Origin of the sequence: Sphingomonas sp. (genome assembly GCF_025353885.1) — a bacterium.
GTDB lineage: Bacteria > Pseudomonadota > Alphaproteobacteria > Sphingomonadales > Sphingomonadaceae > Sphingomonas_O.
Genome location: NZ_JANXNX010000011.1, coordinates 1 through 15156, shown reverse-complemented (window position 1 = coordinate 15156; position 15156 = coordinate 1). Strand labels below are relative to the sequence as shown.

Annotated in this window: 15 protein-coding genes; 9 read left to right on the top strand and 6 right to left on the bottom strand. The window is 63.8% G+C overall.

Annotated elements, in window-relative coordinates:
* Positions 1 to 8: 8 nt before the first annotated feature.
* Positions 9 to 1607 carry a phosphoenolpyruvate carboxykinase gene (locus Q0R02_RS01420; protein WP_293880169.1) on the bottom strand — a complete coding sequence of 533 codons (1599 nt, stop codon included), beginning with the start codon at positions 1605 to 1607 and terminating at the stop codon, positions 9 to 11.
* Between the two features lie 232 nt (positions 1608 to 1839).
* Here Q0R02_RS01420 and Q0R02_RS01415 point away from each other — a divergent pair, with 232 nt between their 5' ends.
* The 7 genes from Q0R02_RS01415 to Q0R02_RS01385 are packed head-to-tail and all read left to right on the top strand — an operon-like array spanning position 1840 to position 7001.
* A complete protein-coding gene (locus Q0R02_RS01415; RefSeq protein ID WP_293880168.1) occupies positions 1840 to 2547 on the top strand; it encodes a response regulator transcription factor in 708 nt (235 codons plus the stop codon).
* On the top strand, positions 2516 to 4084 hold the full coding sequence (locus tag Q0R02_RS01410; RefSeq protein ID WP_293880167.1) for a HAMP domain-containing sensor histidine kinase: 1569 nt from the start codon (positions 2516 to 2518) through the stop codon (positions 4082 to 4084). The genes Q0R02_RS01415 and Q0R02_RS01410 overlap by 32 nt, the downstream gene beginning before the upstream one ends.
* A gap of 19 nt (positions 4085 to 4103) precedes the next feature.
* Positions 4104 to 4553, top strand: coding sequence for an HPr kinase/phosphorylase (locus Q0R02_RS01405; protein ID WP_293880222.1), 450 nt, complete (start codon positions 4104 to 4106; stop codon positions 4551 to 4553).
* The gene (gene rapZ / locus Q0R02_RS01400) at positions 4550 to 5530 is read left to right on the top strand and encodes an RNase adapter RapZ (protein WP_293880166.1); all 981 of its coding nucleotides are present in this window, start codon (positions 4550 to 4552) and stop codon (positions 5528 to 5530) included. Before Q0R02_RS01405 ends, rapZ begins: the two co-directional genes overlap by 4 nt.
* Positions 5527 to 5934, top strand: a complete 408-nt coding sequence (locus Q0R02_RS01395) for a PTS sugar transporter subunit IIA (RefSeq protein WP_293880165.1) — start codon at positions 5527 to 5529, stop codon at positions 5932 to 5934. The genes rapZ and Q0R02_RS01395 overlap by 4 nt, the downstream gene beginning before the upstream one ends.
* On the top strand, positions 5931 to 6197 hold the full coding sequence (locus Q0R02_RS01390) for an HPr family phosphocarrier protein (RefSeq protein ID WP_293880164.1): 267 nt from the start codon (positions 5931 to 5933) through the stop codon (positions 6195 to 6197). The genes Q0R02_RS01395 and Q0R02_RS01390 overlap by 4 nt, the downstream gene beginning before the upstream one ends.
* Positions 6198 to 6200: 3 nt before the next feature.
* The gene (locus Q0R02_RS01385) at positions 6201 to 7001 is read left to right on the top strand and encodes an RNA methyltransferase (protein ID WP_293880163.1); all 801 of its coding nucleotides are present in this window, start codon (positions 6201 to 6203) and stop codon (positions 6999 to 7001) included.
* 365 nt (positions 7002 to 7366) lie between these two features.
* Here Q0R02_RS01385 and Q0R02_RS01380 read toward each other — a convergent pair whose 3' ends face one another.
* The 3 genes from Q0R02_RS01380 to recR form a co-directional block, all read right to left on the bottom strand.
* Positions 7367 to 8743, bottom strand: a complete 1377-nt coding sequence (locus Q0R02_RS01380) for a DNA recombination protein RmuC (RefSeq protein ID WP_293880162.1) — start codon at positions 8741 to 8743, stop codon at positions 7367 to 7369.
* Between the two features lie 69 nt (positions 8744 to 8812).
* Positions 8813 to 9337, bottom strand: a complete 525-nt coding sequence (def, locus tag Q0R02_RS01375; protein WP_293880161.1) for a peptide deformylase — start codon at positions 9335 to 9337, stop codon at positions 8813 to 8815.
* Positions 9338 to 9379: 42 nt separating this feature from the next.
* Positions 9380 to 9976, bottom strand: a complete 597-nt coding sequence (recR, locus tag Q0R02_RS01370) for a recombination mediator RecR (RefSeq protein ID WP_293880160.1) — start codon at positions 9974 to 9976, stop codon at positions 9380 to 9382.
* A gap of 53 nt (positions 9977 to 10029) precedes the next feature.
* Between recR and fmt the strand changes: the two genes are divergently transcribed.
* Together fmt and truA are read left to right on the top strand one after the other, a co-directional pair.
* Positions 10030 to 10935: a methionyl-tRNA formyltransferase gene (gene fmt, locus Q0R02_RS01365; RefSeq protein ID WP_293880159.1), complete on the top strand. Its 906-nt coding sequence runs from the start codon at positions 10030 to 10032 to the stop codon at positions 10933 to 10935.
* Positions 10932 to 11705, top strand: coding sequence for a tRNA pseudouridine(38-40) synthase TruA (gene truA / locus Q0R02_RS01360; RefSeq protein ID WP_293880158.1), 774 nt, complete (start codon positions 10932 to 10934; stop codon positions 11703 to 11705). Before fmt ends, truA begins: the two co-directional genes overlap by 4 nt.
* On the opposite strand, the gene Q0R02_RS01355 is transcribed toward truA, so the two are convergent.
* Together Q0R02_RS01355 and xrtA are read right to left on the bottom strand one after the other, a co-directional pair.
* Positions 11679 to 13571, bottom strand: coding sequence for an XrtA/PEP-CTERM system amidotransferase (locus Q0R02_RS01355; RefSeq protein WP_293880157.1), 1893 nt, complete (start codon positions 13569 to 13571; stop codon positions 11679 to 11681). The two genes, truA and Q0R02_RS01355, sit on opposite strands and share 27 nt — an antisense overlap.
* Before the next feature lie 2 nt (positions 13572 to 13573).
* Positions 13574 to 15156, bottom strand: a 1583-nt coding sequence (gene xrtA, locus Q0R02_RS01350; protein ID WP_293880156.1) for an exosortase A, incomplete at its 5' end; no start/stop codon positions are given.

Sequence of the window (15156 nt, the reverse complement as noted above, 5' to 3'; positions counted from 1 at the left end):
GATGAAGATCAGGCGGCCTTCGGGGCGGCCTGGCGAACGCCCTCGTCGACATGGCTCTCGAACTGAGCGAAATTGTCGATGAACTGGCCGACCAGCTTTTGCGCGGTCCGGTCATAGTCTTCCTTGTCCGCCCAGGTGCTGCGCGGGTCGAGGATGCCGCTGTCGACACCTGCGACCGCGACCGGGACCTGAAATCCGAAATTCGGGTCGGTGCGAAACTCGCCCTCATTGATGCTGCCGTCGAGCGCGGCATTCAGCAGCGCGCGCGTCGCCTTGATCGGCATACGGCGACCGACGCCGTGCTTGCCGCCGGTCCACCCGGTGTTGACCAGCCAGCACGACACACCGCCCTTGGCGATGCGCGACTTCAGCAGATTGCCGTAAACGCTGGGGTGGCGTGGCATGAAGGGAGCGCCAAAGCAGGTCGAGAAAGTCGCCTCCGGCTCGGTCACGCCTATTTCGGTCCCGGCAACACGCGCGGTATAACCCGACAGGAAGTGATACATCGCCTGATCCGGCGTCAGCTTCGCAATCGGAGGCAGGACGCCATAAGCATCGGCGGTCAACATCACGATGTTCTGCGGCACCGGCCCCATGTTGTCGGCAGAGGCATTCGAAATGAAGTCGATCGGATACGAACCGCGGCTGTTTTCGGCCAGTGTGTTGTCGTCGAAATCGAGCTGGCGGGTGTCCCTGTCGATCACGACGTTTTCCAAAATCGTTCCGAACCGCTTTGACGTGGCAAAGATTTCGGGCTCGGCCTCGGCGGACAAGCGGATCATCTTGGCATAACAGCCGCCCTCGAAATTGAAGACGGCGGTATCGGACCAGCCATGCTCGTCGTCACCGATCAGCGTCCGGCTGGCGTCGGCGGACAGCGTCGTCTTGCCGGTGCCCGACAGGCCGAAGAAGACCGCGGTGTCACCCTTCGCGCCAATGTTGGCCGAACAGTGCATCGGCATGATACCCTCGACCGGCAGCTTGTAGTTCAGGATACCGAACACCGACTTCTTCATTTCGCCGGAATACGCAGTGCCACCGATCAGGATCAGTTTTTCGGTGAAGTTGACCGCAATCACGGTTTCGCTGCGGCTGCCGTGGCGCGCGGGATCGGCGCGGAAGCTCGGCAAGTCGATGATCGTGAATTCAGGAATAAAGTTTGCAAGCTGTGCCGTTTCGGGACGCACGAGCAGCGTGCGGATGAACAGGCTGTGCCACGCCAGTTCGGTGATGATCCGGACATTGACGCGATATTCGGGCTGCGATCCGCCGAACAGATCCTGGACGTAAAGCGATTCTTTTTCAGCCAACGCGCTGTAGAAGTCGGCCTTCAGCGCGGTGAAATGATCGGGCGTCATCCCCTTGTTGGTCTTGCCCCACCAGATCGTGTTTTCAGTGGTCGCGTCGCGCACGATGAACTTGTCGTTGGCGGAGCGCCCGGTGTGCTTGCCGGTTTCGACGACCAGTGGCCCTTCGACGGCCAGCAATCCCTCGCCACGGCGGATGGCATGTTCGACCAGCGGCGCGGTGATCAGGTTCCAGTTCAGTAGGGCACGGGTCGTGATCCCCTGCGCGGCGAGATCGAACGTTGGAATGCGATCAGTCACTATACTCTCTTTCGTCGAACAGATTGGGGTATCCCGGTTTCGGGCCGACCCTGACAAGACGGACCCGCGCTTATACCCGGGGATGAAACCCGTCAAACGGGGCGAACGCGCAGCGAAACCATACTGGTTCAACGATCATACACCGGTTCTGGTCCCGCCCCGGCCCGCATCTCGACGTGAACGGGGGCGCGGCGGTTGCCCAGGCGTGGGCGATGGCTTATCACGCGCCCCAATGACCGCGACCATCGCCCTGATCGATGACGATCGCAACATCCTGACATCGGTCGGCATCGCCCTGCAGGCCGAGGGTTTTACGACGCGACTTTACACCGATGGCGAGACTGCGCTGAAAGCGCTGCTGGACAATCCCCCCGACCTTGCCGTCAGCGACATCAAGATGCCGCGCCTCGACGGGCTGGAAATGCTGCGTCGCCTGCGCGAGAAGTCGTCGCTGCCGGTCATCTTCCTGACGTCGAAGGATGATGAACTGGACGAGGCGCTGGGGCTGGCGCTGGGTGCGGACGACTATATCGCCAAGCCGTTTTCGCAGCGCCTGCTGATCGCCCGCATCCGCGCGATCCTGCGCCGGGTCGATTTGTCCAAGGCCGACCCGACCGAGCAATCCGGCCCCATTCCCGATCCCATCGTCCGTGGCCGACTGGAGCTGGACCCCGCCCGCCACCGCGTTCACTGGGCGGGCGCGAATGTCACGCTGACCGTAACCGAATTCATGATCCTGGAAGCCCTGGCGCAGCGACCTGACGTGGTGAAGAGCCGCAGCCAGTTGATGGATGTCGCCTATCAGGACGACACTTATGTCGACGATCGCACGATCGACAGCCATATCAAGCGACTGCGGCGCAAGTTCCGCGCGGTCGACTCCCAGTTCGATGCAATCGAGACGCTGTATGGCGCAGGTTATCGCTTTTCCGACGGGTGACGCCCCGGATCGTGCGTCACGCTGGGTCGGCCGTGGTTCGCTCACGCTGCGCATTTTGGCGGTCAATCTGCTGGTGCTGGTGCTGATCGGGGGCAGTGTCTTGTATCTGGACGGGTTCAGGACCCGGCTGATTGCCGAGCGCCGGGGCCAGGAGGAAAGCGAGATCAGGATCGTCGCGGTCGTGCTGGCCAACGCACCCCCGGCGAGCAGGACGTCGATCCTCGACGCCATCGCGCTGACCTCGCGCGATCGCCTTCGCTATTATGATGCGCGCGGGGCGATGGTCTATGACAGCTGGCACGGCAAGCCACGCAGCTTTCGACTGGTCGATCCGCAAAAGGAACCGTGGGACAAGCATTTCGCCCGCTGGATGGACGCGCTGGTCGACCGGGCGGTGGGCGCGACGATCCCGCCGCCGTTCGTCGACCAGGGGTCGCTGCCCGCTGCCAATTGGCACGAGCTGGGCGATGTGATGGCGGGGGTGGCTTTACGTTCGGAGGTTCGGCTGGCCCCCGACCGGACGCTGTTGATCAGCGCGGCGACGAGGGTTGGGAAGCCCGCCGCCGGTTATCTGCTGAGTGTCGAGAACGCGCGTGACGTGACCCGGCTGGTCCGCGCCGAACGATTGCGGCTGGGTTGGGTCACGACGGTGGCACTATTGCTGTCGGCCGCACTTTCGTTTTTTCTGGCGCGCACCATCGTTCGGCCGCTGCGGCGATTGGCGCGGGCGGCGGTCCGCGTCCGGCTGGGGCGCGCGCGCGATGTGGTCGTCCCTCGCCTGCCCGGTCGCAGCGATGAAATCGGCCTGCTGGCCCGCGCGGTTTCGGACATGACCCAGGCGTTGCGTCAGCGGATCGATGCTATCGAACGGTTTGCCGGCGATATCTCGCACGAGCTCAAAAATCCGCTGGCATCGCTGTCGTCGGCGGTCGAGAGCCTTAACCGGGTCGACGACCCCGTATTGCAGAAACAATTGACCGACATCATCGCGCAGGACGTGCGGCGGTTGGACCGGTTGATCACCGATATTTCCGACATTTCGCGGCTTGATGCCGAATTGACGCGGACCAGGTTCGAACGCGTGGACTTGGGCGAACTGATCGAACAGTTGTTGAGCGAGCACGGCATCCGATCGCCGGGGCAGACGCGCATTGCCTTTGCACGCCCCGGTCGCGACACGGCCGTCGTCATGGGCGAGCCCGACCGGCTGCAGCGCGTGTTCCGCAACCTGATCGACAATGCCGTGTCGTTTTCCCCGCCCGGTGGGGTCGTGCGAATCGGTGCGACGCGCGCGGGAGAAGACGTGATCGTGACGGTCGAGGACGATGGCCCCGGGGTGGCCGTCGGCGCGCGAACGATTGCCTTTGAACGGTTCCATACCGACCGGCCCGACGGCGACGGTTTCGGCAATCATTCGGGGTTGGGCCTCGCCATCGCCAAGACCATCGTTGACGGGCATAATGGCACCATCGCGATCGAGGATCGCGATTCGGGAGCCAGTGGGGCGCGGTTCGTGATCCGCCTGCCCGCTGCATGAGGGAGCATCGTTGCACGCCATGACGATGGGGTCGTCCGAAACCTTGCATGCGTCGTGCGTGGCGATCACCGGGCGTGCGGTCCTGATCGAAGGGCCGTCGGGCGCGGGCAAGTCCGACCTTGCGCTGCGCCTGATCGACCGTGGCGCGGTGCTGGTCAGTGACGACTATACCTTGACCGAGCCGATCGGCGACCGATTGCAGGCGAGCGCACCATCGACCATCGCCGGAAAGTTCGAAGTTCGCGCCCTGGGCATCCAGACCATGCCCTATGCCGACCGGGTGCCGGTGGCGCTGCTGGTCGACATCGGTGGCATCGTGGAACGCATGCCCCAGGAGAACGTGGTGCGGACCATCGCCGGGATCGCGATACCGACGGTTGTGCTGGCGGCGCTGGAGGCATCGGCCCCCATCAAGGTCGAAATCGCGCTTGCCCGCTATGGGCTGAAACTGGACGGCGCGCGGTCATGACGCGTCCGGGTCGCATCCTGCTGGTGACCGGAATGTCGGGCGCGGGCAAGTCCACCGCGTTGAAATCGCTCGAGGATATCGGTTGGGAGACCGTTGACAACCTGCCGTTGCGCCTGCTGGGTCTGTTGCTTGGCACCACGCCGCCCGAGGGCGCCAGCGACAGTCGCCCGCTGGCGTTGGGGATCGACAGCCGAACGCGCGGGTTTGACGCCGAAGCGATCGTCACGCGGATCAAGGTCATGCGCCAGGCGGGCGACGACATCGCCACGCTGTTTCTCGACTGTTCGGGTTCCGAGCTGGAACGACGCTATGCCGAGACCCGGCGACGGCATCCGCTGGCGCTCGACAGGCCCGCCGCCGATGGCATTGCGCGGGAACGGGAGTTGCTCAGCCCCTTGCGGCGCTGGGCCGAGCATCTGATCGACACGACCACGAACACCAGCAACGACCTGCGCCTGGAAGTTCGCGAACGATTCGATGCTGAGAGCATAACGGCCCCGACCCTGACGATCATGTCGTTCGGATTCTCGCGCGGGGTGCCGCGGAATGCCGACCTGATGTTCGATATGCGATTTTTGCGTAACCCCCATTGGGACTCCGAACTGCGGCCGCTGAGCGGGCTGGATCCGGCGGTGGCCGATTATGTGGCGCAGGACCCGGCCTATGAGGAAGCCGTCAGCCGCATCGAGGACCTGCTGCTGTTCCTGATCCCGCGCTATCATGCCGACGCCAAGGCCTATGTCACGATCGCGTTCGGTTGCACCGGGGGACGGCATCGCAGCGTCCATGTCGCGGAACGCGTGGCTGCGCGGTTGCGCAACGCAGCATTTTCGCCCACGGTCCTGCATCGCGACTTGCGAAGTCGACCCGACGATTCAACCGAGGGCCGGCCCGAAGCAAGCGGCGCAGGGAATGAAATGGGCCGCATGACGTCAAAAGGCGTGAGCGGGCCAAAAAGCGAGATTGGGTCGTCATGATCGGTTTGGTATTGGTAACGCACGGCAGGCTGGCCACGGAATTCGTCGTGGCGATGGAGCATGTCGTAGGACCGCAGCGCGCAATCGCGACGATCTGCATCGGTCCCGACGACGATATGGAATTGCGGCGAACCGATATCGCCCTGGCTATTGCGGACGTGGACAGCGGTCGCGGCGTCATTGTCCTGACCGACCTGTTCGGTGGCACGCCGTCTAATTTGGCGATTTCGCTTATGCATCCGGGTAAGGTAGAAGTCATCGCAGGGATCAACCTGCCGATGCTGATCCGCCTGGAGGGGGCCCGTCGTACGATGAATGTCCGTGATGCCGTTGCCGCCGCGCGCGAAGCCGGGCGCAAATATATCTCCGTCGCCTCCGAAGTGCTGGGCGAGCAGGCGGCGTGATCCAAAAAACCGTGCTCATCACCAACAAGCGCGGGCTGCATGCGCGGGCCAGCGCCAAGTTCGTGACGCTTGCCAGCGGACTGCCGGCCAAGGTCGAAGTCGAGAAGGACGGGTCGAGCGTGGTTGGCACGTCGATCATGGGCCTGATGATGCTGGGCGCGGCGATGGGCGACAGCGTGACGATCAGCGCGAGCGGCGATGGTGCCGAACAGGCGGTGACGGCTTTGGTCGAGCTCGTGGAGAACAAGTTCGGGGAGGAATAGACCTTGGCCCGCGAGATCACGGGGTTCTCCAATCCCATCGTAAAACGCGTGCGTTCGTTGCGCGACAAGAAGCACCGTAAAGCCGAGGGGCGCTTTCTTGCCGAGGGTCTACGGATATTGACCGAGGCGCTGGACGCCGGGGTTACCCCTGAAATGCTGTGGCATTCCCCCGAAAGCGCGAACCATCCGCTTGTAGTGCGTCTGACGGAGGCGACCGAGGCCGCCGGTGGGGAGGTCGTGGTGACCCATCCCGACATTCTCTCGAAACTGTCGGGCAAGGATAATCCCGGCAGCGTCATCGGTGTCTATCATGAACGCCTGACGCCCCTCGATCAGGTCGATCGCAGCACCGCGAATATCTGGATCGTGGCACAGGCTTTGCGTGATCCGGGCAATCTCGGGACGATGTTGCGCACCGGCGATGCGGTCGGCGCGGGTGGGTTGATTCTGATCGACGATTGCACCGACCCGTTTTCGGTCGAGGCTGTGCGCGCGAGCATGGGCGCGATCTTTACACAAAGCGTGACCATGGCGTCATGGGCTGACTTCGTGGCGTGGTTGCGCGCCGGGCCGGGGCAGTTGGTTGGGACCAGCCTGAACACCGACGTCGATTACCAGGCGGTCCGTTACGATGCGCCGACGTTCATATTGGTTGGCAACGAGGCGCAGGGATTACCGGCTGACTATCAAGCCGAGTGCGACCTGCTCGTAAAGATGCCGATGCTGGGCAAGGCCGACAGTTTGAATGCCGCAGTTGCGACGGCGGTGATGGCGTATGAGGTGATCAACCAGGGGCGCCGCTAAGTGGGGGAACCGAAGCTCCCCCACCCATCCTAACGACGTGTCTGCAAGCCAACAACTTCGAGAAACCTTCGCAACGATTGCGCGGCCTCAATCCTTGTAAGCCAAGAGCCTCGCGAGACGACCATTCGATCATCAGTTTGGCTACAGCCATGCCAACGCCAAGACGAGTCTGGGCGCTGGTGCACATCAAAAAGAAGATTATCCATACGGACCTCCTTCTTATTTGAGCTGCGTCGCCTTTGTCAGTTTCCACTTGTTTGTGCGGACCACGCGTCCTTCGGGACATTCTAAGTCATGCAAATTACGAAACAGAAATTATTAGGGCTAGCCGTTTCTCGATACAGCGGATTTGGTCGCGATGTCCATCAAGTTTCTTCGTCACCAATCGCAGCAAGCTTGACCAATGGGCGGGTACTTTGCTCGATCATATGTGGTGACTCTATGGCTTTGCCCGAAGTTTCAATGTTGAGTGCTTCGAACTTCCGCGCCTGGGTTAAAACCTGCGACTCAAGACTTCCCACGAAAGAGTTATATGCCCCAACTGCCGTGTCGAGATTCTTTCCGACGCGCGCGACATGACCGCCCATGACGCTGAGGCGCGCGTAAAGGTCCTTGCCGAGTTCGGCAATTTCGCGTGCTTGTCCGGCGAGCTTTTCTTGGCGCCAAACGGCTGCGACCGTGCGGGCGATGGCGATGAGGTTCGTCGGTGTGGCAAGCAGCACGCGCTTTTCAAAGGCAAAGTCCCAGAGGGTGGGGTCATGTTCGAGGGCGGCGGACAGGAAATGTTCGCCGGGCACGAACATGATGACGTAATCGGGAGCGTCGGCGAACTGGCTCCAATAGGCCTTGTTGCCCAAACTGTTCACATGGGCGCGCATCGAGGCGGTGTGGGCGGTGAGCGCAAGCTGTCGTTCGCCTTCGTCTACGGCTCCGAAGGCGTCCTGGTACGCGTTGAGCGACACCTTGGCGTCGATGACCAGCGACTGCCCGCCGGGAACGTTGATGATGACGTCGGGGCGCAGGCGACCGCCTTCCTCGCCGGTGATGCTCACTTCGGTCTGAAAGTCGGCGTGTTCGGACAGGCCGCAGCTTTCGAGGACGTTGCGGAGTTGTTGTTCGCCCCAGCGCCCGCGCGCCTTCGGAGCATTGCGAAGCGCATTGACCAGCTTTGCCGCCTCGCCCGACACCCGCTCGGTGCCGACGCGCATCGCCTCGATCTGGCCCTTCAGGTCGCCGAAAGCGTCGCGACGTTCGGCCTCGACCTTGGCGACGCCGGCTTCGTAGCGAGCAAGCTTTTCGGTAACGGGCGCCAGCAATGCGGCAAGCCCCTGCCCCGTTGTGGCTTCGGACTGTTTGAACCGGGCGTCGGCGCGCTCGAGAAACTGTTTTTGAGCATTTTCGAGCAGCTTCGCGCCCGTCTCCGCGAACTGTGCACCAAGGGCTTCCTTGTCGGCGAGCAAGCGATCTTGGGATGCTTGCCACGTCGCTTCACGCTCGAGTGCGCGGGCTTCGAGGGCGGCTTCGCGTTCGCTTGATCGCGCCCGCAGATCGGTAAGGTCGCGCAAATGCCGGTCGCGCTCGGTTTCAACCGCCTGGTGCATCTGGCGAACCTGTTCGACCTGCCCGGCATGAACCTGCGCGGCGGCGAGTTGTTCGCGCACCTTTCCTGCCGTGCGGCCACCCAGCAGCCAGCCGATCGCCAGTCCCGCCAGCACGGCAACAATCATGATTTCGGTCGTCATCGTCGCGCTGTCCCGTCATATTCGTTTCGGGAACATAGGACGAACGACGGATCGATAACAGGCCTAATTTCAGGCGGCTTTGCGGAACTTCAAGAGCTTCTTCAGCACCATCTCGCGCTTCAGGCGGCTGAGGTGGTCGATGAACAACACTCCTTCCAGATGATCCATCTCGTGCTGCAAACACGTCGCCAGCATCCCGTCGATGCGCTCGTCATGCTGGTTGCCATCGAGGTCCGTCCAGGTCGCACGGACCGAGGATGGGCGTTCGACCTCGGCATATTGATCGGGGACCGACAGGCAACCCTCGTTATACACGGTGTAATTCTCGTCCTCGTTATGGATTTCGGGATTGATGAAGACGCGGGGGTCGCGGATGCCCCTGCCCTCCTCGTCCTCCTGTTCCTGAAGGTCGATCACCAGCAGGCGACTTGGCACCCCGACCTGCACCGCGGCCAGGCCGATGCCGGGGGCGTCGTACATCGTCTCCAGCATGTCGGTCACCAGCGTGCGAATGCCGTCGTCCACGACTTCGACGGGGGTCGAGATTACGCGCAGCCGGGGGTCCGGGGCTTCTATGATTGAAAGGATCGCCATGCTTCTCAGGTAGGAATTGTCGCTTCCTGCGTCAACACTCGCCTAGGAAACGGGTCGCCGCGCGCGCAACGCCTGCGCCAGCGTACCATCGTCGAGATAGTCGAGCTCGCCCCCGACCGGCAGGCCATGGGCAAGCTGGGTCAGGCGGATGGGGAAGTTCTCAAGCCGGTCAGCGATGTAGTGCGCGGTCGTCTGGCCCTCAAGCGTGGCATTCATCGCCAGCACGACCTCATCGACGCCGCCCTGCGAGATGCGCGTGACGAGGCGATCGATCGTCAGGTCTTCGGGCCGAACGCCGTCGAGCGCCGACAGCCGCCCGCCAAGGACGTGGAAACGTCCCGGAAACAGCCGCGAACGCTCAAGCGCCCACAGGTCGGCGACATCCTCTACAACCGCGATCGAGCGGTCGTCACGGCGGGGGTCGGCGCAGATCGAGCAGGGATCGCGCGTATCGACGTTGCCGCACACCGAACACGTCGACAGCCGTTCGTTGACCGATTCAAGCGCACGCAGCAGCGGGATCAGCGCTCCCTCGCGCTTTTTCAACAAATGCAGCACCGCGCGGCGTGCCGACCGCGGACCGAATCCCGGAAGCCGTGCCAGAGCCTGCGACAGCGCGTCGATTTCGGTTGATGCCATGTTCCGACAGATAGGGGGTTGCGCGCACGCTTGCCAAGCGGTTGAGACGGGGGATGCGGATTACATTCATGGGAACTCCCGATTTTGCCGTCCCAACACTCGGCGCGCTGGTCGCGGCGGGGCATGACGTGGTGGCGGTCTATACCCAGCCGCCGCGTCCTGCAGGGCGGGGCAAGACGTTGACGCCCTCTCCAGTCCAGCGGCGTGCCGAGGAACTGGGGTTGCCGGTGCGCTATCCGGTTTCGTTGAAGGGTGCCGAGGCGCAGGAGGAGTTCGCGGGGTTCGGGGCTGATATGGCGGTGGTGGCGGCCTATGGGCTGATCCTGCCGCGCGCGGTGCTGGATGCGCCGCGCCTTGGGTGTGTCAACGTCCATGCGTCGCTGCTGCCGCGCTGGCGGGGGGCGGCGCCGATCCATCGTGCCATCCTTGCTGGCGACCAGCGGACAGGGGTGACCATCATGCAGATGGAGGCGGGGCTGGATACCGGGCCAATGCTGGCCACCGTCGAAACCGATGTCGCGCGAAAAAACGTGGGCGAATTGACCAGCGAACTGGCCGACCTAGGGGCGGATTTGCTGGTGGCCGTACTGGGCGACCTCGATGCCTACCCACCGCTGGTTCAGCCCGGCGAAGGCGTGACCTATGCGGCAAAGATCGACAAGACCGAGGCGCGGATCGATTTCATGGCGAGCGCGACGCAGACCGAACGGCAGGTGCGCGCCTTTGCCCCGACCCCGGGCGCGTTCTTTGAAGTCGCGGGGGACCGTGTCCGCATCCTGAGCGCCGAACCGCTGAGGACGGGGGCCGCCCGGCCGGGGCTGGTGATCGACGAAGCGCTGACCATTGCCTGCAATCCGGGAGCGATTCGCCCGACGCTGGTCCAACGGGCGGGACGCGGCGCAATGAAGCCCGCCGACCTGCTGCGCGGATTCGTGATCCCGGTCGGCACGCAGCTTTGACGCAGCGGTTCCGGATCACGGTGGAATTCGACGGCCAGCCCTTCATGGGATGGCAGCGGCAACCACACGGAGCCACGGTGCAAAGCGCGCTTGAGGATGCCTGTGCGGCGATCTTGAAGGAACCGACCGTCGTCCACGCCGCGGGACGGACCGATGCCGGAGTCCATGGCCTCGGGATGGTCGCGCATATCGATGTCGACCGGGTCATGACGCCCTTTGCCTTGATGGAGGCGATCAACGCCGGGCTGCACGACGTACCGGTCGCGGTGATCGCCTGTGCCGAAGTCGCAGCAGACTTTCACGCGCGGTTTTCGTGTCTCGCCCGGCATTATGAGTATCGCATCGTCAATCGCCGCGCGCCGCTGACTTTGGGTGCGGGGCGTGAGTGGCGGATACGACGGCAACTCGACAGCGATGCGATGCACACAGCGGCGCAGATACTGGTCGGCCATCATGACTTCACGACGTTCAGATCAGTGCATTGTCAGTCGGCAAACCCGGTGAAGACGCTGGATCGGCTGGATGTCGCGCGGGTCGGTGAGCGGATCGTTGTTCAGGCGTCGGCCCGGTCGTTTCTGCATCATCAGGTCCGTTCGATGGTCGGCTGCCTGTCGCTGGTCGGGTTGGGACGATGGTCGGCGGAGGACTTGCGGGCTGCGCTGGAGGCAAGCGACCGGACACGGTTGGGGCTGAACGCGCCGCCCGACGGGCTGTATTTCGTGCGCGCGGATTATCCGAATGGCTTAAAGACCGAACACCCCGGCCAATGATTTCTCCAGCATGACGAGTTGCCATAGCAGCCGCCCATGATCGCGCGCGCCGCTGGCATGGTCGGTGCCGACCCTGGCCAGCACGACCGGGTCGAACCATCCGGTGTCGGCAAATGCGGTCGTCGTGATCCGGGTCGCCTCCCCCGCCAGCGCGCCCCTGAACCATCCCGAAATCGGGGTCACAAAGCCCATCTTGGGCCGATATAAGATGTCGTCGGGCAGGTATTTCTGCATGGCTTTCTTCATCAGCCATTTGCCGGTGCCACGTCGCAACCGCATCGATACGGGCAAGGTCGCGCCGAATTCGACCAAGCGATGGTCGAGCAACGGTTCGCGCGCTTCCAAACTGACCGCCATGCTGGTGCGGTCGACCTTGGTCAGGATGTCGCCGGGCAGCCAAATTTTCAGGTCGGCATATTGCGCGCGATCGAGGGCGTCACGCGCCGGAGCATTGCGCATGGCCTTGACGATGCGATCTTCGGCGCGATGGCCCTGCAACGCCGCCTTGAAGCTGGGCGAAAACAGGGCGACGCGCATCTCGGGGCCGGTGACGCCAACGGCACGGGCATAGGCTTCGTCGCCGTCACGAGCGAGCGCCTCGAACGTCGACTTGGCACGGAATTTTTGCGGTGCCCAGTCGGCCTTTGGATAGTAGCGCGCAAGTTTGCCGAATATCGAGCGGCGCAGATCGACGGGGAGCAGGTGACGGGCCCGTTCCTCGGCGGATTGAAACTTGTAGCGGCGGTATCCGGCAAACACCTCGTCAGCGCCGTCGCCGGACAGGGCGACCGTGACGGTCTCTCGCGCAAGCTGGCAGACGCGCCAAGTGGGCAAGGCCGAGGCGTCGGCAAAGGGTTCATCGAATGCCGTCGCCAGCGCGTCGATTGCAGGAAAATCATCGGCGGCGACGATGCGTTTGCGATGTTCGGTGGCAAAGCGCCGGGCGATCAGGTCGGCGTAACGGGTTTCGTCATGCGCGGCTGAATCGAACCCGATCGAGCAGGTCTGGACGGCAGCGGGACTGGCTTCGGCCATCAGCGCCACGACACTCGATGAATCGACGCCCCCCGACAGAAATGCTCCGAGTGGCACATCGGCGACCATCCTTGACGTCACGCCGTCGCGCAGATGCGTGCGCATCTGCTCCTCCAGGTCGCGGGCCGATCCGGTCGCACGGTGTGAAAAGTCGACATCCCACCAGATGACCGGCGCGGGTTCGGGCTGGCCGCGTTCCAGTAGCAGGTAGCTGCCGGCGGGGAGTTTCTTGACGCCCGCGACGATGCAGGCGTCGTCGGGGACATAGCCGAGCGCGAAATAATCCTCGATCGCCTGGAGCGACGGTTCGCGGCGCACGGCGGGGTTGGCCAGCAGCCCCTTCAGTTCGGAGGCAAAGGCCATGCTTCCGTCGGCGAGGCGCGTATAGTGCAGCGGTTTTACGCCGAGCCGGTCGCGGGCCATGAATAAAGCCTGGCGATCCGCATCGAACAGCGCAAAGGCAAACATGCCGTTGAGGCGGGGCAGCAGACCCGGCCCCCATGCGCGCCAACCGTGGATCAGGACTTCGGTATCGCTGTCGGTGCGAAATTCCGCCCCGCCGACTTCGAGTTCGCGGCGGACTTCACGAAAATTATAGATTTCGCCGTTGTACGTAACCGCGATACGTTCGTCGGGGCCCAGCATCGGCTGCGCACCGCCGCCGAGGTCGATGATCGACAGTCGCCGGTGACCCAGCCCGACGCCTTGCGCGACCCACACCCCCGACCCGTCGGGGCCGCGATGCGCCTGCACGTCGGTCATGGCACGGACGCGGGCGGGATCGACCGGCTTGGGGGTCTGAAGGTGGAACAGGCCGGCAATGCCGCACATGGTTAGTGGCTCCGGGCGATGGCGAAGAGGCGCTCGGCTTGCGCTTGTGGCGGGCCGAATGCTTGCAGGAAGCGGTCGATGGTGGGACGCGCGGGTTGGCCGGGGCGATCGGCGGTCGAGACGATGACGACCGCCGCACCCTGATCACCACCGATCAGTCGCGCGCGCAGCGTCCGCAGTTTTACCGTCATGCCACTCCCCGTCGATCCGCCGCCCAGCACGTAGAAGGTCAGGGCCTCGCGCGCCAGCGGTCCGGGGGCCATCAGCCGTTCGCCCTTGCCGCCGGGTGGCGGGGCCGCGCTCGCCGCCCATTTCCACTTGCTGTCGGGGTCGGCTGCTCCCTGTCCAAATCCGACGATCTCGCGCCCCTCCTCCTGCCAGCCGTAAAGCGCGATGGCGAGATCAACCGTCTGGCCTCTGGCGTCGCGGTATCGCCCGTAAAGCCGGTGATCGGCACCATCGAAGCGCGCAACCCAGGGAAAACCGACATTGTTCGGGACCAGGGACCAGCCCACCACCGCCGGGAGGGTGATGGCGTGGGGCAGTGGCGCGCGGCCAGCGGCGATCACGGTCCCATTCCAGAGCAATGGCAGGAGGACGACGCCGATGGTGGCGAGCGCGGTCGGAACCAGTGGCCGCGCCCGGTGTGGCCGTGCCGTGAAACCGGGCAGCCAAGGATCACCAAGCTTGCGGTCGAAAAAACGCCAAGACACCAGCATGACCAGGATCATGACCGCGGCGAAAAAGAACCAGCCATAGATGATATGGTCGAACCCGGTCGCGGCCTCCACCGATGTCAGGTGCGCCGCGTAAATGGTTGCAAACGCGCGGACGCCGTTGGCCACGATCGGTGCGGCGACGCACAATGCCATGAAAGCCACCCGCCGACGCCAGTTGGTGAAGCAGACATTGGCGACGAGCGCACCGTAAGCGACCATCGCCACGAGAAACTTCACGCCCGAACAAGCCTCCGCAACCTCGAACCAGCCGTTGGGAATGGTGATGAAGACGCCGTCGATATGCGCGGGCACCCGCGCAAGGTGGAGCAGGCCCATCGACATGGCGGCCGTGACAGTCTGCAGCGGCGGGACGAACACGTCACCGAACGGGATCAGGAACACCAGATAGAACAGTGGAAACAACATGGCGCGGGTCGCAGCCGGGCCGAGGACGGTCAGCACCGTCGCCTGCACCATGGCAACCAGGGCCGCGTGGCGAATGAGCGAGGCTCCGCTCGCTTGCCCGGTCAGCCAGCCAATGGCGGCGATGGCGACCAGGGCCAGACCGGGCAACCATGCGCCCGGCGTTACCGGCGCAACCTCATGGCGGCGCTGCCAGATCAGCCATCCGGTGATCGGCAGGATGAACAGGCAGTGCTGGTAGGTCGAACTGTTCCACCACTGCGTCGTCATCCCGGAAACGTCGTGCGCGAACAACAGCAGCATTGCCGCTAGCGTGACGCCAAGCGCGGCCAACGGTGCGCGCCATGCCCTTACATCTGCCTCGGTCATCCCGCGATAATTCCCGCCAGCGGGGCGAGTTGCGCATCCCACCGATATTCCGCCTGCATTTGCCTCCGGGCGCT